This is a genomic window from Streptomyces sp. NPDC018947 (genome assembly GCF_044390505.1).
In the GTDB taxonomy this organism is placed as follows: domain Bacteria; phylum Actinomycetota; class Actinomycetes; order Streptomycetales; family Streptomycetaceae; genus Streptomyces.
In genome coordinates this window covers 602,578-623,042 of record NZ_JBIRZD010000001.1, presented here as the reverse complement: position 1 = coordinate 623,042, position 20,465 = coordinate 602,578, and the positions used below count along the sequence as shown (strand labels likewise).

Below are 20,465 nucleotides of genomic sequence, written 5' to 3'. Positions count from 1 at the left end.
GCCCGGTAGAGTTCCGCCCATGCGTGATCTTGGGGCGGGATTCGGCCATCTCCTGAAGGGCCAGCGCTGGGTGGCCCGGCACGGCAAGAGTTACGGCTTCGGGCTCGTCCCGGGCCTGATCACCCTGGTCCTGTACGCGGGGGTGCTGGTCGCGCTGGCGCTGTGGGGCGACGACTTCGTCGCCTGGGCGACCCCCTTCGCCGACGACTGGTCGAGCCCCTGGGCCGGCCTCTTCCGCGGCTTCCTCACCGCCGTCCTGTTCGCCCTCACCCTGCTGCTGGCCGTCCTCACCTTCACCGCGGTCACGCTGCTCGTCGGGCAGCCCTTCTACGAGAGCCTCTCCGAGCGCGTCGACCGGGACGTCTCCCCGGACGGCACCGCGCCCGAGTCGCAGCTGCCGCTCTGGCGCGAACTGTGGATCTCCGGCCGCGACAGCCTCCGCATCGTGGTGCGCGCCGCCGTGTGGGGCGTACTGCTCTTCGCGCTCGGCTTCGTCCCGGTCGTCGGCCAGACCGTCGTCCCGGTGATCGGCTTCTTCGTCACCGGCTTCTTCCTCACCGAGGAGCTGACCGCCGTCGCCCTCCAGCGCCGCGGCGTCCCCCTGCGCGACCGCCTCACCCTGCTCCGCTCCCGCAAGATGCTGGCCTGGGGCTTCGGCACCCCGCTGGGCGTCGCCTTCCTGGTGCCGTTCGTCGCGGTGTTCCTGATGCCGGGTGCCGTCGCGGGCGCCACCCTCCTCGCCCGCGAACTGCTGGGCGAGGAGATCCGCGAGGGGCGGGCAGGCCCCGGCCGGCGCCGCCCCGGCGGCCGGCGGCGGTCCCGCCCCCGCCCACTGACGCCCCGCGGGCGGGACGCGGTGCGTGTGTGAAGGGTTCGTACGGAACGCGGCCCCGCGCGCCGTACGCCGACCGCCGCGGCGGCATGACGGTTACCGTCGGGACCCGGGACGGTCACGGCGTCCCCCGCGGACAGCCCCGGCCCGGGACCTGACGGCCGGGCCGGGGCTCACCCGGTCCGCGCGGTCACGGCGCGGTACGCGATCTCGGCCAGCCGCGCCTGCCCGTCCACACTCGGGTGGAACCAGTCCCAGTGGCTCAACTGTTCGGTCCCGAACCGGAACGCGTGCACCGCGCCGCCGTCGGTGCGGCACTTGCGGTCCTTCACGCAGACGTCCCGCAGCACCTCGTTGTACGCCCGGATCCGGTCGTCCACCGTGTTGCGCCGCAGCGTCGCCGCCGCGTCCACGGCGTCCGCGTCGCCCAGCATGGACGGGCAGACGCCCAGCTTCCACACCTGCTTGCCCAGCGGGTCGGCACGGCCCTCGGACCACAGCCGCTTGAGGTCCGGGATGCTCGCCACGAACACCTGCGCCTCGGGCGCCTTGGCGCGCAGGGTGCGCATCGCCTCCTCGAACTGGGCCCGGAAGTCCGCCACCGGGGTCATCGCGTCGGCCGAGGTCCGGCACGCGTCGTTCGCGCCGGCCATCACCGTCACCAGCTCGGGCCGGTGCGCCGCCGCCCGCGTCATCTGCGCCGGCAGATCCGCCATCCGGGCCCCGGTGACCGCGTAGTTCCAGCTCCGCCCGGGGGCCCGCGCCTCGCCCAGCAGCCGTACGGCCAGGCTGTCGACCTCGGCACTGCTGCCCGTCGCCCACGACACCTCGGGGCAGTCCGACAGGATCGTGCAGGCGTCGAAGCCCCGGGTGATGGAGTCGCCCACCGCCGCGATCGACGCCGGGCTCGTGTCCCACACCGGCGTGGGCTTCGGGGACGGCCGCGCGGCCTCCGGCGGGCCGGCGGCGTCGCAGCCGGCGGCGCCCAGCACGGCCGCGGCCAGGACGGCGAGCCCGGCACGCGCACGGTGCCGTCGGTTCCGTACGCCCCGCTCCGTCCCCTGCCGCATACGCTCCCCGTCCCTCGCCTCGTGCCTCCACCGTGCACAACCCATGACACCCCGCCGAGGGTTCCCGCACGCGGCGATGCGACGGCTCACACCCGCACAAGCGTCCTGCCGGGTGAATAGCGGGGGTTTCCCGGCACCGGGACCGACGGTACGTCACACTCCTTGCGCCGTCGCACGGTAGCCTCGCCCTCATGTGGCCCGCCCGGTCACGGCCGTTCCACCCGTTCCGAGATGTCCCGCTCAGCCCGGAGGTTCCGGTGACGACACGTGGAGTTCTGTACGTGCACTCCGCGCCGCGCGCGCTCTGCCCGCACGTCGAGTGGGCCGTCGCCGGGGTGCTCGGCACACGCGTCGCCCTCGACTGGATCCGGCAGCCCGCCGCACCCGGCACCTGGCGCTCGGAGTTCTCCTGGCAGGGCCAGGCGGGCATCGCCTCCAAACTCGCCTCCGCGCTGCGCGGCTGGCAGATGCTGCGCTTTGAGGTCACCGCAGAGCCGTGCGCCGGCGCCGAGGGCGAGCGCTACAGCTGCACCCCCGACCTCGGCATCTTCCACGCCGTCACCGGGATCCACGGCGACATCCTGATCCCCGAGGACCGGCTGCGCGCCGCGCTGACCCGCTCCCAGGCCGGCGAGACCGACCTGGAGAAGGAGATCGCCAAGCTCCTCGGCAAGCCCTGGGACGACGAACTGGAGCCCTTCCGGTACGCCGGGGAGGGCGCCCCGGTGCGCTGGCTGCACCAGGTGGTGTGAACGCCGCGCACGCCCCGGACGCGGAACGAGAGGGCCCCCACCGCCGGTGGGGGCCCTCTCACGTGCGTACGAGCGCTGCTCAGACCGTCCGGAACGCCAGGACGACGTTGTGCCCGCCGAAGCCGAACGAGTCGTTCAGCGCGGCGATACGGCCCTCGGCGGGCAGCTTCCGGGCCTCGCCGCGCACGATGTCCGCGGTGGCCTCCGCCTCCGGGTCGAGGTTCTCGACGTTGATGGTCGGCGGCGCCGTCCGGTGGTACAGGGCGAGCACCGTCGCGACGGACTCCACGCCGCCCGCGCCACCGAGGAGGTGACCGGTCATCGACTTGGTGCCGGAGACCGCCATGTGGTTCACGTCGTCGCCGAAGACCTTGCGCAGCGCCTTCAGCTCGGCGATGTCACCGGCCGGCGTCGAGGTGGCGTGCGCGTTGACGTGCACGATCTCGGCCGGGTCCAGGTCGGAGCGGTCCAGCAGGTGCTGGAGGGCGGCGGAGATGCCGCGGCCCTCGGGCTCCGGCTGCACGATGTCGTGGCTGTCGGCGGAGACGCCCTGGCCGACCGCCTCCGCGTAGACGCGGGCACCGCGCTCGGCGGCGTGCTCGGCCGACTCCAGGACGAGGACGCCCGCGCCCTCGCCGAGGACGAAGCCGTCACGGCCCGTGTCGAAGGGACGCGAGGCGCCCTGCGGGTCGTCGTTGTTCTTGGACATCGCCATCATGTTGCCGAACGCGGCGATGGGCAGCGGGTGGATCGCCGCCTCCGTGCCGCCCGCGACGACGACGTCGGCGCGGCCGGTGCGGATCATCTCGATGGCGTAGCCGATGGCCTCGGCGCCCGACGCGCAGGCGGAGACCGGGGTGTGCACGCCCGCGCGGGCGCCGACGACCAGACCCACGTTGGCGGAGGGGCCGTTCGGCATCAGCATGGGCACGGTGTGCGGGGAGACGCGGCGGACGCCCTTCTCCTTGAGCACGTCGTACTGGTCCAGCAGGGTCGTCACGCCGCCGATGCCGGAGGCGATGACCGCGCCGAGGCGGTCGGGGTCGACGGAGCCGTCCTCGCCGGCCTTGCCGGTGAAGCCGGCGTCCTTCCACGCCTCCTGGGCCGCGATCAGCGCGAACTGCGCCGAGCGGTCCAGCTTGCGGGCCTGCGGCCGCGGGATGACCTCGGAGGGGTCGACGGCGACCGGCGCGGCGATGCGGACCGCCTGCTCGGCGGCCCACTCCTGCTCCAGGGGCTTGACGCCGGACCGGCCGGCCACCAGGCCCTCCCAGGTAGAGGCTGCGTCGCCACCCAGCGGTGTGGTTGCGCCGATACCGGTGACGACCACGGTGCGATTGGTCGAGCTCACGGGAATTCTTTCTCCAACGGGATACGGATTCGTACGGCGCCACCGCCGGGTGGCGGGGCAGTCAGCCCAGAGGCAGTGATCGGGAGATCAGCTCTGGTGCTTGAAGATGTAGTCGGTCGCGTCGGCGACGGTCTTGAGGTTCTTGACGTCCTCGTCGGGGATCTTGACCTCGAACCGCTCCTCGGCGGCGACGACGACCTCGACCATGGACAGCGAGTCGACGTCCAGGTCGTCGGTGAAGGACTTGTCCAGCTGGACGTCCTCAACCGGGATGCCGGCGATCTCGTTCACGATCTCCGCGAGACCGGCGACGATCTCTTCCTGAGTGGCGGCCATGGCGGCGCTCCTTCGTAGATGTTCCAGAGGGTGTGGCGCCCGCCGCGTCGGCGGCGGGTGATGCCGGGTTCCGTTCCGGACCGTGTGATCCGGCACGGAGTGCCTAGGGGAGAGTAACGACCGTCGCGGCGTAGACGAGACCCGCCCCGAAGCCGATGACGAGCGCGGTGTCGCCGCTCTTGGCCTCACCGGTCGCCAGGAGCCGCTCCATCGCGAGCGGGATCGAGGCGGCCGAGGTGTTGCCGGTGGTGCGGATGTCACGGGCGACCGTGACGTGCTCCGGCAGCTTGAGCGTCTTCACCATCGAGTCGATGATCCGCACGTTGGCCTGGTGCGGAATGAAGACGTCCAGGTCGTCCGGGCTGATCCCGGCCGCGTCCAGCGCCTGCTGGGCGACCTTCGCCATCTCGAACACGGCCCAGCGGAACACCGCCTGGCCCTCCTGCGTGATCGCAGGAAACTTCACGTTGCCCTCGCTGTCGAGGGGCAGCTCGGAGACGTCGCCGACCCGGAAGCGGTCCCACGGCACCGTCTGCTTGATGGTCTCGGACTTGTCGCCCTCCGAGCCCCAGACCGTCGGGCCGATCGCCGGCTCCTGGGAGGGGCCGACCACGACCGCGCCGGCGCCGTCGCCGAACAGGAACGCCGTGGCCCGGTCCTCCAGGTCGGTCAGGTCCGACAGCCGCTCCACGCCGATGACGAGGACGTGCTCCGCGGAACCCTCGACGACCATGCCCTTGGCCAGGGTGAGGCCGTAGCCGAAGCCCGCGCAGCCCGCCGAGATGTCGAAGGCGGCGGCCTTCTGCGTGCCCAGCCGGTCGGCGATCTCGGTGGCGATGGCCGGGGTCTGGCTGAAGTGCGACACCGTCGACACGACCACGGCGCCGATCTGCGCGGCGTCGATCCCGGCGTCCGCGATGGCCTTGCCTGCCGCCTCGACGGACATCGCCGCGACGGTCTCCTCGGGGGAGGCCCAGTGCCGGGTCTCGATGCCGGAGCGCGAGCGGATCCACTCGTCGGACGAGTCGATCTTCTCGAGGATCACCTCGTTGGGCACCACCCGGGTCGGACGGTAACCGCCGACGCCGAGGATGCGCGCGTACGGGGCGCCCTTGCTTGGCTTGATCTTCGGCATGCTCTCGGGCTCCTTGTCAGGCCTGCTCGGCGACGAGCGCGCGGGCCGCGTCGAGATCGGCGGGGGTCTTCAGTGCCAGCGTCTTCACGCCGGGCAGCGCGCGCTTGGCCAGGCCGGTCAGCGTGCCGCCGGGGCACACCTCGATCAGCGCGGTGACGCCGAGCTCCTTGAACGTCTCCATGCACAGGTCCCAGCGGACCGGGTTGGCGACCTGGCCGACCAGCCGCTCCAGCACCTCGGTGCCGGTGGCGACGGCGCGGCCGTCCTTGTTGGACACGTAGGTCACCTTCGGGTCGGCCGGCGCGAGGGCCTCGGCGGCCTCGGCCAGCTTGTCCACCGCGGGCGCCATGTGGTGCGTGTGGAACGCGCCGGCCACCTTCAGCGGGACGACCTTGCGGACGCCCTCGGGCTTGTCCTCGTTCAGCGCGGCGAGCTGCTCCATGGTGCCGGCCGCCACGATCTGGCCGGCGCCGTTCACGTTCGCCGGGGTCAGGCCGAGCTTCTCCAGGTGCGCGACGCTCACCTCGGGGTCGCCGCCGAGCAGCGCCGACATGCCGGTCTCGGTGACCGCGGCGGCCTCGGCCATGGCCAGGCCGCGACGGCGTACGAGGGTCAGCGCGGCGGTGTCGTCGAGGACGCCGGCGAAGGCGGCGGCGGTGATCTCGCCGACGCTGTGGCCCGCGACCGCGCCCGGCACGACGCCGTCACCGAGCGCCGCGGCCGACAGCAGCCCGGCGGCGACGAGCAGCGGCTGCGCGACGGCGGTGTCGCGGATCTCGTCCGCGTCGGCCTTCGTGCCGTAGTGGGCGAGGTCGAGTCCGATGGCGTCGGACCACGCGGCGACGCGGTCGGCGGCGCCGGGGAGGTCGAGCCATTCAGTCAGGAAGCCGGGCGTCTGGGCGCCCTGGCCGGGAGCGACGAGTACGAGCACTCTCACACTCTCTCTTGAGGACGGCCGCGACCGCCCGTGGGGACAAGGACGAAGAACACGAGGGGGTTTTGTGGACCCCCGACAAAATCCTAGAGTTGCGGATCTCCATCGGCCAGGCGCCCCAGGATGAGCGCGATCCGCAGGGTGAAGGCAGACCGTACATCAGAGGGCGACCAGCCGGTGACGTCAGTCACACGTCGAAGCCGGTAGCGCACGGTGTTCGGGTGAACGAAGAGCATCCGCGCGGCGCCTTCGAGGCTGCTCGCCTGCTCCAGATAGACACTGAGCGTCTCCAGGAGCGCGGCCCCGGCCTCCTCCAGCGGTCTGTAGATCTCCTCCACCAACTGCTCGCGCGCCGAAGGGTCGGAGGCGATCGCGCGTTCCGGCAGCAGATCGTCCGCCAGGACCGGGCGCGGGGCGTCCTGCCAGGCGGTGCACGCCTTGAGGCCGGCCGCGGCGGCCTGCGCGGACCGGGTCGCGGCGAGCAGGTCCGGCACCACCGGGCCGGCCACCACCGGGCCCTGCGCGAACGGGCCGATCAGTGACTTGGCCACGGCCAGCGGACTGTCGCTGCCGCCCGCGATCACCACCAGCCGGTCCCCGAGCACCCCGGTCAGCACCTGGAGCTTGGCGTGCCGGGCCGCGCGCCGGATGGCCTCCACGGTCAGTTCGGAGTCGCCGTCGGGGGCGGTGCCCAGCACGACGCACACGTGCTCGGGGGAGTTCCAGCCCAGCGCCGCCGCCCGGGACACGGCGCCCTCGTCGGCCTCGCCGCTGAGCACGGCGTTCACCACCAGGGACTCCAGCCGCGCGTCCCAGGCACCGCGTGCCTCGGCGGCCTGGGCGTACACCTGGGCGGTGGCGAAGGCGATCTCCCGCGCGTACACCAGCAGCGCCTCGCGCAGGACGGACTCGTCGCCGGGGGCCGCCACCTCGTCGATGGCCGACTCCATGACCTCGATGGTGGTCCGCACCATCTCCACGGTCTGCCGCAGCGTGATCGCCCGGGTCAGCTCGCGCGGCGCGGTGCCGAAGACGTCGGTGGAGATGGCCTGCGGGGCGTCCGGGTGCCGGAACCACTCGGTGAAGGCGGCGATGCCCGCCTGGGCGACCAGCCCGATCCAGGAACGGTTCTCCGGCGGCATCGCCCGGTACCACGGCAGGGTCTCGTCCATCCGCGTGATCGCCTGCGCGGCGAGCGATCCGGACGACCTCTCCAGCCGTTTCAGGGTCGCGTCGTGCGGGTGGACGGCGCGCGCCGTGGGCTCGGGCTTGCTGGTTTCGGGTTCGGGCACGGGGACAAGACTGCCTTATCGGGACGGGCGGGCGTGTCGCCGGGTCTACGGTGGACGCCGTGATGGAACTGCGGCGCGCCGACGAGCGCTATCCCGGGGGCGACCGGGCGGCCGGCATCGAGACACGGCACGCCTTCTCCTTCGGCCCCCACTACGACCCCGGCAACCTCCGCTTCGGGGCGCTGATCGCCTGCAACGAGGAGCGCCTCGCACCCGGGGCCGGCTTCGACGAACACCCGCACAGCCACACCGAGATCGTCACGTGGGTGGTGGAGGGCGAGCTGACCCACCGGGACACCGCGGGCCACGAGACGGTCGTCCGCGCCGGGGACGTGCAGCGCCTCAGCGCGGCGGCGGGCGTCCGCCACGTCGAACGCAACGACGGCACGGGCCCGCTGACCTTCGTGCAGATGTGGCTGGCACCGCGCGAGTCCGGCGGCGACCCGTCCTACGAGGTCGTCCGCGCGCTCGACGACTCGGTCCCCTACGCCGTCCCGCGGGCGGACGCCGTGCTGCACGTACGCCGCCCCTCGGCGGGGGAGCGGACCGGGCTGCCGGACGCGGCGTACCTCTACGTCCACGTCGTGCGCGGCACCGTGGCCCTGGACGGGGAGGAGCTGGGACCGGGGGACGCGGCACGGATCACGGGAGCGCGGGGCGTCGTGGCGACCGGGGTGACGGACGCGGAACTGCTGGTGTGGCGGATGGGCGAGCGGTGAACCGCGGGGCCGCACCGCGCGATCGGTGCGGCCCGGAGCACGGTCACCGGCCGGCCGTCACCGTCCCGGAACGTCGTGGCGTCCGCCGGCCCGCCGTGCGGGGCGGGCCGGCGTGCCGGTTCCGTGGGCGGCCGTGAGCGCGAGGCCGAGGGACAGGGTGACGAGGGTGAGGGGAGTGGCGGCGGTCAGCCACAGCGGCGCCGCCTCGCGACCGTGGGCCCACAGGACGGCCGCGGTGGCCGTGGCCGTGATCAGACCGCCGGCGAGGACGGCGGCGACGAAGGCGGCAGAGGAACGCCCGAGGGGGGCGGGCCGCCCCAACCGGGCCCACAGCAGGGCCGCCTCGCGGGCACCGCGCCGGCGGTGGGCAACCGCGCGGACCCACAGCCCGGTCGCGGCCGCGGCGCCCACCGAGGCCGCCGCGCAGGGCGGCCACCAGCTCTCGGTCACCAGGAGCAGTACGCCGACGGCGGCGGCCGTGCTCCAGCCGGTGAGGCAGGCCAGCGCCGCGGCGCGGTGGGAGGCGGGGCGGTCGGCCCCGGCCCTCAGATCGGCGAGGGCCGGCACGTACCAGGCGGAGCCGGCCGCGGTCAGGGCCGCCGCTCCGAGGGCGAGGACGGGGTGGGACACGGCTCAGTCCACCGCCTCGAGGGCCGCCATGTCCGGGCGGTGCGCGTCGAGCGCGGGGGACTCGGAGCGGATGCGGGGCAGGGCCGAGAAGTTGTGGCGCGGGGGCGGGCAGGAGGTGGCCCACTCCAGCGAACGGCCGTAGCCCCAGGGGTCGTCGACCTCGACCTTCCTGCCGTACTTCGCCGTCTTCCAGATGTTGTAGAAGAACGGCAGGAACGACATGCCCAGCAGGAACGACCCGATGGACGAGATGGTGTTGAGGGCGGTGAAGCCGTCGGCGGCCAGGTAGTCGGCGTAGCGGCGGGGCATGCCCTCGACGCCGAGCCAGTGCTGGACCAGGAAGGTGAGGTGGAAGCCCACCGTGAGCGTCCAGAAAGTGATCTTGCCCAGGCGCTCGTCGAGCATCTTCCCCGTGAACTTCGGCCACCAGAAGTGGAATCCGGCGAACATCGCGTACACGACCGTGCCGAAGAGCGTGTAGTGGAAGTGCGCCACCACGAAGTACGAGTCGGAGAGGTGGAAGTCGAGCGGCGGCGAGGCCAGGATGACGCCCGTCAGACCGCCGAAGAGGAACGTGACGAGGAAGCCCGTCGCCCACAGCATGGGCGTCTCGAAGGACAGCGACCCCTTCCACATGGTGCCGATCCAGTTGAAGAACTTCACCCCGGTCGGGACCCCGATCAGGAAGGTCATGAAGGAGAAGAACGGCAGCAGCACACCGCCCGTGGTGTACATGTGGTGCGCCCACACCGTGACCGACAGGCCCGCGATCGAGATGGTCGCCGCGACCAGGCCCATGTAGCCGAACATCGGCTTGCGGGAGAAGACCGGGACGACCTCGGAGATGATGCCGAAGAACGGCAGGGCGAGGACGTACACCTCGGGGTGGCCGAAGAACCAGAACAGGTGCTGCCACAGCAGCGCCCCGCCGTTGGCCGCGTCGAAGATGTGACTGCCGAACCTGCGGTCCATCTCCAGCGCGAACAGGGCCGCGGCCAGGACCGGGAACACCATCAGGACGAGCAGGCCGGTCAGCAGCACGTTCCAGGTGAAGATCGGCATGCGGAACATCGTCATGCCCGGTGCGCGCATGCAGATGATGGTGGTGATGAAGTTGACCGCGCCCAGGATCGACCCGAAGCCGGACAGCGCCACGCCCATGATCCACAGGTCGGAGCCGAGGCCCGGTGAGTAGGTCTCCGTGGAGAGCGGGGTGTACAGGAACCAGCCGAAGCTGGCGGCGCCCTGCGGGGTGAGGAAGCCGCCGGCCGCGATCAGGGAGCCGAACAGGAACAGCCAGAAGGCCAGCATGTTCAGCCGCGGGAACGCCACGTCCGGCGCGCCGATCTGCAGCGGCATGATCCAGTTGGCGAAGCCGGTGAACAGCGGCATGGCGAACAGCAGCAGCATGATCGAGCCGTGCATCGTGAACGCCTGGTTGAACTGCTCGTTCGACAGGATCTGCATGCCCGGCCGGGCCAGTTCGGCGCGCATGACGAGCGCCAGCACACCGCCGACGACGAAGAACACGAACGACGAGATCAGGTAGAGCGTCCCGATCCGCTTGTGGTCGGTGGTCGTCAGCCAGTCCACCCACGAGGCGCGCGCTGTCGAGGACGCGGTGTGCCCGGGGGGCTCGTTCGCCTCGCCCCCGCCGGGGACCACGGCGTGCGCCCGCGCGGTCCCGACCTCTTGTATCTGCCCTTCGGCCACCGCCGGTGCCCTCTCCTTCTGTCCGTGCTCCGCCCGTGTCCGCAGGTACCGGACACAGGCCGACGGGCCGGGAGGTGCCGTGTGGACGGCAGGGGACGCGGCACGTCCCGGCCGTTCCACATGATCGTCAGCGGGACACGGGGCCCGGCAGGGCCGAACAGTCCCCACGGTCCGGACGGCGCAGGGACCAACGGCCCTGATCCGCGGGGCAGGAGAGGGCGGGGCGGTCCGGGCGGTGCGCGGGCGGCCTCAGCCGCGCGCCTCCGCCAGCACCGCGTCCGTGAACGGCGGCCACGCCTCGACGGCCCACGGTCCGAAGGCACGGTCGGTCAGCGCCACGCAGGCGAGCCCCGCGTCGGGGTCGATCCACAGGAACGTGCCCGACTGGCCGAAGTGCCCGAAGGTACGCGGCGAGGAGGAAGCCCCCGTCCAGTGCGGGGACTTGGAGTCGCGGATCTCGAAGCCGAGACCCCAGTCGTTGGGGTTCTGGTGGCCGTAGCCCGGCAGGACGCCCTTGGTGCCCGGGTACTGGACGGTCATCGCCTCGGCGACCGTACGCGCGTCCAGCAGGCGCGGCGACTGCACCTCGGCGGCGAACCGCAGCAGGTCCTCGACCGTCGAGACCCCGTCCTTCGCCGGGGAGCCGTCCAGGGTCGTGGCCGTCATGCCGAGCGGCTCCAGCACCGCCTGGCGCGCGTACTCCGCGAACGGCATGTCCGCCGCCTTCGCGATGTGGTCGCCGAGCTGCTCGAAACCGGCGTTGGAGTACAGCCGGCGCTCGCCGGGGGGCGCGGTCGCCCGGTGCTCGTCGAAGGACAGCCCGGAGGTGTGGGCGAGCAGGTGGCGGACCGTGGCACCCGCCGGGCCGGCCGTCTCGTCCAGCTCGATCGCGCCCTCCTCGTACGCGACGAGGGCCGCGTACGCCGCGAGCGGCTTGGTGACCGAGGCGAGGGGGAAACGCTGCGCGACGGGTCCGTGCGTCCCGAGGACGGTGCCGTCGGCCCGTACGACACCCGCCGCAGCGGTGGGAACCGGCCAGTTCTCGATCAACGCGAGGCTCTTCAAGGACATGCACCGAGCCTAAGCGGCGCGCGGACACGGCCGGGGGCCGGGGCCGTCGGCACGACCGGCCCCGCGCGGGGAGCCGTGGGAACCCGTCGTGCCCAAACCCGAGGCGCTTGCCTGGAGCGCACTCCAAGGTCCTAGCGTGGGGGCCATGACGGTGATGCAGACCACGGCCCGGACCACCTCGCCGGACGCCGCCGGCACGGACATCTGCGCCGCCCCGCCGCTGCGCCACCCGCGCCCCGACGGCCAGGACCGCTACACCATCAGCGAGGTCGTCGCCCTGACCGGGCTGACGGCCCACACGCTGCGCTGGTACGAACGGATCGGCCTGATGTCCACCATCGACCGCTCGCACACCGGGCAGCGCCGCTACAGCAACCGCGACCTCGACTGGCTCGACCTCGTCGGCAAGCTGCGCATGACCGGGATGCCGGTCGCCGACATGGTGCGGTACGCGGAGCTGGTGCGCGAGGGCGAGAGCACCTACCTCGACCGGCGCGAGCTGCTGGAGTCCACCCGTCGCGACGTCCTGACGCGGATCGCGGAGCTCCGGGACACCCTGGCCGTGCTCGACCGCAAGATCGGCTTCTACACGGACGCGGGCCGCGCCCGCGAGCAGGAGACGGCCCGGTGACGGAGAGCGGGGCCGCCCGCCGAGGTCACAGCTCCGCCAGCAGCTCCGCCTTCTTGGAGGAGAACTCCTCGTCCGTCACCAGTCCCGCCTGGTGCAGTTCCCCGAGGTGCCGGATCCGCTCGGCGATGTCCGCGGGGTCGCGCCGGGGCGCCGGCACCGGCACCGGCGCGCCGGAACCGTGCTCGCGCACCGCCGCCAGGACCGCCGCGGCGAAGGGCAGCGACTCGTGCACGGGCCCGTACCCGAGCCCGAACACCACGGCCGCCGGGTCCTGGTCGGCCTGCGGCACCGCCGGCGACCCGTCCCGGGGCAGCAGCCGCAGGTACCCCTCGAACGCCTCGGGGGAGCGCCACTCCACGCCGCCCAGCGCGGCGACCGGGTAGCTCTGGTCGCCGGCCTTCCACTTCGCCGACGACGCGCCCGTCCAGGACCACCGGAAGGACACCGCGGTGCCGTCGAAGGACGCCTTCCCGTCGTACGCCTTGAACTGGAGGGGCGTTTCGGGCGCCGCCACCAGGTACCTCTCGGTCTTGCCGGACTCGCGCAGCATCCCGCGCAGTTCGTCGGCGTAGTACTCGGCGAGGGTCTCCCGCTCGGCGGGCAGCACCAGCCGGTACGGGTCGCAGCCCTCCTTGAGCTGACCGGCCGCCGCCTCCATCAACGGGTCGGCGCCGGGGCGCGGCTCGGCGCGCAGCACGACGGTGCCGCGTCTGCCGGGCGTGAGCGTCACCCCGGCGAGCGCCTCCACGGGGACACGGCGTTCCCCGAGGGCCTGGAACAACTTGGGTGTTCGAATCCCCCGTTCGTAACGGATGAGCACGGAGTCGGACTCGAACTCCCAGGCGGCATGAAATCCGGCCAGTACGTCACCCATGCGGCTCATCGTATGCGGCATGCGCTCCTCCGTCCCCTCCCCGCGCAGACCGGAATTCCTGCTCCCTCTACGCGCGTCCGGCCGCCGCGGCAGGGGACAAACCCGCCCGGCACCCGTCGTTTTCTCCGGCGCAGGCGACCGTGCGGTACGCGCCAACCCCGATCTCCGCGAAGTTCTCCAGGCTCTCCGTGCCCGGCACGAAGTACCCGGCGTGGCCCTGGGCGCCCCGCGCCGACAGCACCCGGGCGCCGAAGGCCGCGGACACCGGGTCGGCGCCGTGCCCGAGCCCGCCCAGCTCCAGGTACGGCACGTCCTGGATCCAGTCGTCGGCGTCCCGCATCGACCACACATGGGCCGCGGTGCGCAGGTGCGCGGCCTTCTCGACCCGCATGCCGGGGCTGCCGGCCACCGCTATGTCGCTGACCCGCCGGGGCAGCGCGCCGGCGGCGAGGCCGCACACGACCGAGCCGTAGCTGTGGCAGAACAGGGAGACCGGCGCCCGGCCGGGCAGCGCCCGCACCAGGGCGTTCAGCCGGACGGCGCCCTGCTGGGCGCGCGTCGCCGTGGCCGCCTCCATGCCGAGGCCGCTGGGGGCGGTGTAGTCGGCCCAGGCGATCACCGCCGTACGCGTGGACGGGCTCGCCGCGCGTTCGGCCGCGTACAGCGACTCGGCCATGCCGGCGGGCGCCGAGTACTTGCGGTCCGTGCGCTGGAAGGTGAGCAGGTCGGTGTCCACGCCGGGGACGACGACCGACAGGCGGTCGGCGCGGTCCAGGTCCCCGAACACCTCCGCGACCCGGCCCGAACCGGCGGGGTCGAAGGCGAGGATGCGTCGGCCGGGGTCGAGCAGCGACTCGTAGCGGTGCATGCGCCGGCCGGCCTCCCGCTGCCCGGACGGGGAGAGCCGCTTGTCGCGCGTCCGCTGCCGTTCGACCGCGCTCGCCGTGCGCAGCGCGAGGCGGTTGGCGCGGTAGCGCAGTTCGACGGGCGCGCCGTTCATGTTGCCCACGGCCAGCGGGTAGCGGTGGGCCAGGCTCGCGCGCTGCCGCTCGGTGAGCGAGGCGAAGAAGCGGGCCAGCCGGGCGGGAGCCGATCGCGCGTCGGGCAGTCGGCGGCCGTCGATCCGGCCGTGCTCCCAGGCGGTGACCGACGCCTCGAGCGCCGAGGGCTGCCGCTGGTTGCGCAGGGCGGTCCAGCCGGTGGTCGCCAGCATCACGAACACCACGGCCAGGGCGAGGAGTGCGCGCAAGACGTTCGATTGCGGGGAGGTGTCGAAGGAAGTCACTGGGAGGACACACTAGGAGAACGGCACGGTCTCGCGTAAACCAAGTGACACGGATCACGTTTCGGTCGTGTGCTACGGGGTTGTCCGCCAGCTCCCGGTGAGCGCAAGCTCCACCTGGTCCAGGTACGAGGCCGTCAGGTCCCGCAGCTCCGCGAGGCCCGCGTCCCGCCGGGCCGACCAGATCCGCTCGGTGACCCGCATCACCGCGCCGAAGACGGCCACCACGACGCGCGGCCGCGGATCGGCGTCCAGGTCGAGGCCCTCGCGCACGGCGACGACGCGGGCGATCTCCTCCTCCAGTTCGGTCGCGCGGCGCAGGTGGGCGGCGAGCAGCGCGGGCGTCGACTCGATCACCCGGTAGAAGCGCATGTGCAGCTCCAGCGGCACCACCTGCTCGACGGCCTCGCCGATGGTGTCCCAGCTCTCCACCAGGGCGCCGCGCAGCGCGTCCAGCGGAGCCTCGCCGGGCGGCCGGCGGCGTACGGCGTCGACGAAGTGCGACTCGGCGAGCCGCGACACGAAGAACGCCGCCTCCTCCTTGCTGGCGAAGTAGCGGAAGAAGGTGCGCTGGGAGACGTCGGCGGCCTCGGCGATGTCGTCGACGGTCGTCGCCTCGTAGCCCCGCTCGGTGAACAGCTCCAGGGCGGAGCGCAGCAGCGTGTCCCGGGTGCGTTGCTTCTTGCGCTCCCGCAGCCCCGGCCGGGGCGCCGACTCGGCGCCTTCCGCTGCCGTCGGCGTGTCCGCCGTCCTCACAAGGCGCCTCCTCATCCTGTTTCCGCAGTTCAGACTACGTTCAGGCTATACGGATCCGACATGTCGGTGACCGACTCGTGAATTGGTTTGTCAACTGTCAGTGACTGTCATTAGCCTCAAGGTATGACTAGTCAGACCACCATCGACAAGACGGGACCGGGGGACGGACCGCCCGCCCCGCCGGACGCCACGCCGGCCCGGGGGCTGCGCGGACACCCGTGGGTCACCCTCGTCACCGTCGCGGTAGGGGTCATGATGGTGGCCCTCGACGGCACCATCGTGGCGATCGCCAACCCCGCCATCCGTGACGACCTGGGCGCCAGCCTCGCGGACGTCCAGTGGATCACCAACGCCTACTTCCTCGCCCTCGCCGTCGCGCTGATCACCGCGGGCAAGCTCGGTGACCGCTTCGGGCACCGGCAGACCTTCCTCATCGGCGTGGCCGGCTTCGCCGTCTCGTCGGGGGCCATCGGACTGTCCGACAGCATCGCGATGGTCATCGTCTTCCGCGTCTTCCAGGGCCTGTTCGGCGCCCTGCTGATGCCGGCCGCGCTCGGCCTGCTGCGAGCGACCTTCCCGGCCGAGAAGCTCAACATGGCCATCGGCATCTGGGGCATGGTGATCGGCGCCTCCACCGCGGGCGGCCCGATCCTCGGCGGTGTGCTGGTCGAGCACGTCAACTGGCAGTCCGTGTTCTTCATCAACGTGCCGGTGGGCGTCCTCGCCCTGGTGCTCGGCGTGCTGATCCTGCTGGACCACCGGGCCGAGAACGCCCCGCGTTCCTTCGACATCCCCGGCATCGTGCTGCTGTCGGGGTCGATGTTCTCCCTCGTCTGGGCGCTCATCAAGGCCCCGGAGTGGGGCTGGGGCGACGGCAAGACGTGGCTGTTCGTCCTGGCGTCCCTGGTGGGCTTCGGTCTCTTCGCCTTCTGGGAGACCAGGGTGAAGGAACCGCTGATCCCGCTGGCGATGTTCCGATCGGTGCCGCTGTCGGCCGGTGTGGTGCTGATGGTCCTCATGGCCATCGCCTTCATGGGCGGCCTGTTCTTCGTCACCTTCTACCTCCAGAACGTGCACGGCATGAGCCCGGTCGACGCCGGTCTGCACCTGCTGCCGCTCACCGGCATGATGATCGTCGGCTCGCCGCTGGCCGGCGCGATGATCACCAAGGTCGGCCCGCGCGTCCCGCTGGCCGGGGGCATGGCGTGCACCGCGATCGCCATGTACGGCATCTCCACGCTGGCCACGGACACCGGCAGCGGTGTCATGTCGCTCTGGTTCGCCCTGCTGGGCCTCGGTCTCGCACCGGTCATGGTCGGCGCGACCGAGGTCATCGTCGGCAACGCGCCGATGGAGCTGTCCGGTGTGGCCGGCGGCCTCCAGCAGGCCGCGATGCAGATCGGCGGCAGCCTCGGCACGGCCGTGCTGGGCGCCGTGATGGCCTCCAAGGTCGACAACGACCTGCCGGGCAACTGGGCCGACGCGGGGCTGCCGCCGCTCGCGCCGGAACAGCTCGACCAGGCCGCCGAGGCCGTCCAGGTGGGCGCCGCCCCGGTGCCCGAGGGCACCCCGGCACAGGTCGCAGGGAAGATCGTGGACGTCACGCACGACACCTTCATCTCCGGCATGAGCCTGGCGTCGCTGGTCGCCGCCGGGGTCGCCGTCGTGGCGGTGCTGGTCGCGTTCCTCACCAAGCGCGGCGACAACGCGGAGGCCGGCGCGGGCGTCGGCCACATCTGACGGGGGTGACCGTCCCGGTTCGCTCATCAGGGTGACGGGAGAGGCGAACCCTCCCCCGAGGCCGATCCCGCAGGTGACAGTGGGTCAGGCCCTGCGGAGGGCACGGGGTGAGAGGCTGCGGCGCGCTGCCGGAGGGGGGCAGCGCGTGGGCAGCCGCTCGGCCGCAGGCATGACACGCCTCATCCGGGTACCCGAACTCCACGGGGGATCGGGGAAGTTGATGACGGCGAGCCGTGGACACGGATCGCGCGGGTGCCCCCGCTCACGTGGCCGGACGGGGTTACGGGCCGGGCCGGACCGCGCGGCGCTCGCCGTCGCGGGAATCGTGTGCCCGGTCGCGGGACGCCTCGCGCCGGGCATCGTCCTGGGGGCCGCCCGCACGCGCTCGGCGGCCGTCCGGCTCGCCGGCCCCGCGGCCGTGGACGACGGCACGTCCCGAGCGCGCGGTCCTCACGACACGGGAGCCCCCGGCCGCTCGGCCGGGGGCTCCCGTGTCGTCGTCAGGAAGGCGTCACGCCTCCCCGCCCGCGACCCCGGGGTCGGCCGCCGTCACGTCGAGCAGCCGGTACCGGTCCACCGCCTGCTTCAGCACCGACCGGTCGACCTTGCCCTCGCGCGCCAGCTCGGTCAGCACGGCGACCACGATCGACTCGGCGTCGATGTGGAAGAAGCGCCGCGCCGCGCCCCGCGTGTCCGCGAAGCCCCAGCCGTCCGCGCCCAGCGACTGGTACGTGCCCGGCACCCACCGCGCGATCTGGTCCGGCACCGAGCGCATCCAGTCGGACACCGCCACGAACGGCCCCTCGGCGCCCGCGAGTTTGCGCGTCACGTACGGCACCCGCTGCTCCTCCTCGGGGTGCAGCAGATTGTGCTCCTCGCACGCCACCGCCTCGCGCCGCAGCTCGTTCCAGGACGTCGCCGACCACACGTCGGCGCGCACGTTCCACTCCTCGGCGAGGATCCGCTGCGCCTCGACGGCCCACGGCACCGCGACCCCGGAGGCCAGGATCTGCGCCGGCAGGGAGCCGCCCGTGCCCTCGCTGAAGCGGTACACGCCCTTGAGGATGCCCTCGACGTCCACGTTCTCCGGCTCGGCCGGGTGCCGGATGGGCTCGTTGTAGACGGTGAGGTAGTAGAAGACGTCCTCGCCGTGCGGGTGCTGCTCGTCCGCGCCGTACATCCGGCGCAGGCCGTCCTCGACGATGTGCGCGATCTCGTACCCGAAGGCCGGGTCGTACGCCACGCACGCCGGGTTGGTGGAGGCCAGGAGCTGCGAGTGGCCGTCCGCGTGCTGGAGGCCCTCACCGGTCAGCGTCGTGCGGCCCGCGGTCGCGCCCAGCACGAAGCCGCGCGCCAACTGGTCGCCCATCTGCCAGAACTGGTCACCGGTGCGCTGGAAACCGAACATCGAGTAGAAGACGTAGACCGGGATCAGCGGTTCGCCGTGCGTGGCGTACGCCGAGCCCGCCGCGATCAGCGAGGCCGTGCAGCCGGCCTCGGAGATGCCGTCGTGCAGCATCTGCCCGTTCGGCGCCTCCTTGTAGGCGAGCAGCAGGTCCCGGTCCACGGACTCGTACTGCTGGCCGAGCGGGTTGTAGATCTTCGCGCTCGGGAAGAACGAGTCCATGCCGAACGTGCGGTACTCGTCCGGCGCGATCAGCACGAACCGCCTGCCCAGCTCCTTGTCCCGCATCAGGTCCTTCAGCAGCCGGACGAAGGCCATCGTCGTCGCGATGGACTGCTGGCCCGACCCCCTCTTGACGGTGCGGTACGTCTCCTCGCCCGGCAGGGCCAGTGGCTTCGACCGCACGACGCGGGTCGGCACGTAGCCGCCGCAGCCCTTGCGGCGGTCGTGCATGTACTGGATCTCCTCCGTGTCCCGGCCCGGGTGGTAGTACGGCGGCGGGCCGGACTCCAGCTCCTTGTCGGAGATCGGCAGGTGCAGCCGGTCGCGGAAGCGCTTGAGGTCGTCGACCGTGAGCTTCTTCATCTGGTGCGTGGCGTTGCGGCCCTCGAAGTTGGGGCCCAGCGTCCAGCCCTTGATCGTCTTGGCCAGGATCACCGTCGGCTGGCCCTTGTGCGCCTTGGCCGCGGAGAAGGCCGCGTAGATCTTCCGGTGGTCGTGACCGCCGCGGCCCAGGTGCAGGATCTGGTCGTCGGTCATGTGCTCGACCATCGCGCGCAGCCGGTGGTCGTCGCCGAAGAAGTGCTCGCGGATGTAGGCGCCGGACTCGGTGGCGTAGGTCTGGAACTGGCCGTCCGGGGTGGTGTTCATCCGGTTGACCAGCACGCCGTCGCGGTCCTGGGCGAGCAGCGGGTCCCAGGTGCGGTCCCACACCAGCTTGATCACGTTCCAGCCGGCCCCCCGGAAGATCGACTCCAGCTCCTGAATGATCTTGCCGTTGCCGCGCACCGGGCCGTCCAGGCGCTGGAGGTTGCAGTTCACCACGAAGGTGAGGTTGTCCAGGCCCTCGCGGGCGGCGATGGAGAGCTGGCCCAGCGACTCCGGCTCGTCCATCTCGCCGTCGCCGAGGAAGGCCCACACGTGCGACCGCGAGGTGTCGGCGATGCCGCGCGCGTGCATGTAGCGGTTCATCCGCGCCTGGTAGATGGCGCCGATCGGGCCGAGGCCCATCGAGACGGTCGGGAACTCCCAGAAGTCCGGCATCGACCGCGGGTGCGGGTACGACGACAGCATGTACGGCGCCTTGGACTTCTCCTGGCGGAAGCCGTCCAGGTGCTGCTCGGTCAGCCGGTCCAGCAGGTAGGCGCGGGCGTAGATGCCCGGCGAGGCGTGGCCCTGGAAGAAGACCTGGTCGCCGCCGTCGCCCTCGTCCTTGCCGCGGAAGAAGTGGTTGAAGCCCACGTCGTACAGGGAGGCGGAGGAGGCGAAGGTGGCGATGTGGCCGCCCACGCCGATGCCGGGCCGCTGGGCGCGCGAGACCATCACGGCGGCGTTCCAGCGGGTGGCGTTGAGGATCTTGCGCTCGATCTCCTCGTTGCCGGGGAAGAACGGCTCGTCCTTGGTGGCGATGGTGTTGACGTAGTCCGTGCTGCGCATCTCGGGCACGGCCACGCGCTTCTCGCGGGCCCGCTCGATGAGCCGCAGCATCAGATAGCGGGCCCGCTCGCGGCCGCGCTCGTCCACGGCGGCGTCGAGGGAGTCGAGCCACTCCTGGGTTTCCTCGGGGTCGAAGTCAGGAACCTGACTCGGCAGACCGCCGATGATGATCGGATTGCGATCGGATGCGGAAGCCACGCTGATCCTTCGCTGTCGGAGGGCCACTGATGCCGGGGTGTCTGCGCCGGTTCCCCATCGTCCACCTCGCGGGGGCAAACGTCATCTG

The 20,465-nt window shown here is 72.2% G+C and carries 18 protein-coding genes; 5 read left to right on the top strand and 13 right to left on the bottom strand.

From position 1 onward, the window contains the following. Nucleotides 1-19 precede the first annotated feature (19 nt). Nucleotides 20-868, top strand: coding sequence for an EI24 domain-containing protein (locus ACH499_RS02855; protein ID WP_399013448.1), 849 nt, complete (start codon nt 20-22; stop codon nt 866-868). A gap of 137 nt (nt 869-1,005) precedes the next feature. On the opposite strand, the gene ACH499_RS02850 is transcribed toward ACH499_RS02855, so the two are convergent. After that, on the bottom strand, nt 1,006-1,902 hold the full coding sequence (locus ACH499_RS02850) for an SGNH/GDSL hydrolase family protein (RefSeq protein WP_399013446.1): 897 nt from the start codon (nt 1,900-1,902) through the stop codon (nt 1,006-1,008). A 257-nt stretch (nt 1,903-2,159) separates the two neighbouring features. Between ACH499_RS02850 and ACH499_RS02845 the strand changes: the two genes are divergently transcribed. Continuing rightward, nucleotides 2,160-2,654 (top strand): DUF3145 domain-containing protein, encoded by a 495-nt coding sequence (locus tag ACH499_RS02845; RefSeq protein ID WP_356197048.1) that lies wholly within the window; start codon nt 2,160-2,162, stop codon nt 2,652-2,654. A gap of 79 nt (nt 2,655-2,733) precedes the next feature. On the opposite strand, the gene ACH499_RS02840 is transcribed toward ACH499_RS02845, so the two are convergent. From ACH499_RS02840 to fasR, 5 genes are all read right to left on the bottom strand, one after another. Then, nucleotides 2,734-4,005: a beta-ketoacyl-[acyl-carrier-protein] synthase family protein gene (locus ACH499_RS02840; RefSeq protein ID WP_356197051.1), complete on the bottom strand. Its 1,272-nt coding sequence runs from the start codon at nt 4,003-4,005 to the stop codon at nt 2,734-2,736. Nucleotides 4,006-4,092: 87 nt separating this feature from the next. Next, nucleotides 4,093-4,341: an acyl carrier protein gene (locus tag ACH499_RS02835; protein WP_356197052.1), complete on the bottom strand. Its 249-nt coding sequence runs from the start codon at nt 4,339-4,341 to the stop codon at nt 4,093-4,095. 103 nt (nt 4,342-4,444) lie between these two features. Then, nucleotides 4,445-5,476: a ketoacyl-ACP synthase III gene (locus ACH499_RS02830; RefSeq protein ID WP_399013443.1), complete on the bottom strand. Its 1,032-nt coding sequence runs from the start codon at nt 5,474-5,476 to the stop codon at nt 4,445-4,447. 16 nt (nt 5,477-5,492) lie between these two features. Next, nucleotides 5,493-6,407, bottom strand: coding sequence for an ACP S-malonyltransferase (locus tag ACH499_RS02825; RefSeq protein ID WP_399013441.1), 915 nt, complete (start codon nt 6,405-6,407; stop codon nt 5,493-5,495). 89 nt (nt 6,408-6,496) lie between these two features. After that, nucleotides 6,497-7,702, bottom strand: coding sequence for a fatty acid biosynthesis transcriptional regulator FasR (gene fasR, locus ACH499_RS02820; RefSeq protein WP_356197057.1), 1,206 nt, complete (start codon nt 7,700-7,702; stop codon nt 6,497-6,499). A gap of 62 nt (nt 7,703-7,764) precedes the next feature. Between fasR and ACH499_RS02815 the strand changes: the two genes are divergently transcribed. Next, nucleotides 7,765-8,421: a pirin family protein gene (locus tag ACH499_RS02815; RefSeq protein ID WP_399013808.1), complete on the top strand. Its 657-nt coding sequence runs from the start codon at nt 7,765-7,767 to the stop codon at nt 8,419-8,421. 57 nt (nt 8,422-8,478) lie between these two features. Here the strand turns inward: ACH499_RS02815 and ACH499_RS02810 are convergent, their stop codons facing one another. From ACH499_RS02810 to ACH499_RS02800, 3 genes are all read right to left on the bottom strand, one after another. Beyond that, the gene (locus ACH499_RS02810; protein ID WP_399013439.1) at nt 8,479-9,051 is read right to left on the bottom strand and encodes a hypothetical protein; all 573 of its coding nucleotides are present in this window, start codon (nt 9,049-9,051) and stop codon (nt 8,479-8,481) included. 3 nt (nt 9,052-9,054) lie between these two features. After that, nucleotides 9,055-10,716 (bottom strand): cytochrome c oxidase subunit I, encoded by a 1,662-nt coding sequence (gene ctaD / locus ACH499_RS02805; protein WP_399013807.1) that lies wholly within the window; start codon nt 10,714-10,716, stop codon nt 9,055-9,057. A gap of 297 nt (nt 10,717-11,013) precedes the next feature. Beyond that, complete coding sequence (locus ACH499_RS02800; protein WP_356197062.1) at nt 11,014-11,835, bottom strand: serine hydrolase domain-containing protein; 822 nt, start codon at nt 11,833-11,835, stop codon at nt 11,014-11,016. 145 nt (nt 11,836-11,980) lie between these two features. On the opposite strand from ACH499_RS02800, the gene ACH499_RS02795 reads away from it, so the two are divergent. After that, nucleotides 11,981-12,466, top strand: coding sequence for a MerR family transcriptional regulator (locus ACH499_RS02795; RefSeq protein ID WP_399013437.1), 486 nt, complete (start codon nt 11,981-11,983; stop codon nt 12,464-12,466). Nucleotides 12,467-12,491: 25 nt separating this feature from the next. Here the strand turns inward: ACH499_RS02795 and ACH499_RS02790 are convergent, their stop codons facing one another. The 3 genes from ACH499_RS02790 to ACH499_RS02780 form a co-directional block, all read right to left on the bottom strand. Next, entirely contained in the window at nt 12,492-13,340 is an 849-nt protein-coding gene (locus tag ACH499_RS02790) for a DUF4429 domain-containing protein (RefSeq protein WP_356197067.1), read from the bottom strand. A 67-nt stretch (nt 13,341-13,407) separates the two neighbouring features. Then, the gene (locus ACH499_RS02785) at nt 13,408-14,625 is read right to left on the bottom strand and encodes an alpha/beta hydrolase (RefSeq protein ID WP_356197069.1); all 1,218 of its coding nucleotides are present in this window, start codon (nt 14,623-14,625) and stop codon (nt 13,408-13,410) included. 72 nt (nt 14,626-14,697) lie between these two features. Further along, the gene (locus ACH499_RS02780; protein ID WP_399013435.1) at nt 14,698-15,393 is read right to left on the bottom strand and encodes a TetR family transcriptional regulator; all 696 of its coding nucleotides are present in this window, start codon (nt 15,391-15,393) and stop codon (nt 14,698-14,700) included. Nucleotides 15,394-15,501: 108 nt separating this feature from the next. On the opposite strand from ACH499_RS02780, the gene ACH499_RS02775 reads away from it, so the two are divergent. Further along, complete coding sequence (locus ACH499_RS02775; RefSeq protein WP_399013433.1) at nt 15,502-17,118, top strand: MFS transporter; 1,617 nt, start codon at nt 15,502-15,504, stop codon at nt 17,116-17,118. Between the two features lie 511 nt (nt 17,119-17,629). On the opposite strand, the gene aceE is transcribed toward ACH499_RS02775, so the two are convergent. After that, entirely contained in the window at nt 17,630-20,377 is a 2,748-nt protein-coding gene (gene aceE, locus ACH499_RS02770; RefSeq protein ID WP_399013431.1) for a pyruvate dehydrogenase (acetyl-transferring), homodimeric type, read from the bottom strand. Nucleotides 20,378-20,465 lie beyond the last annotated feature (88 nt).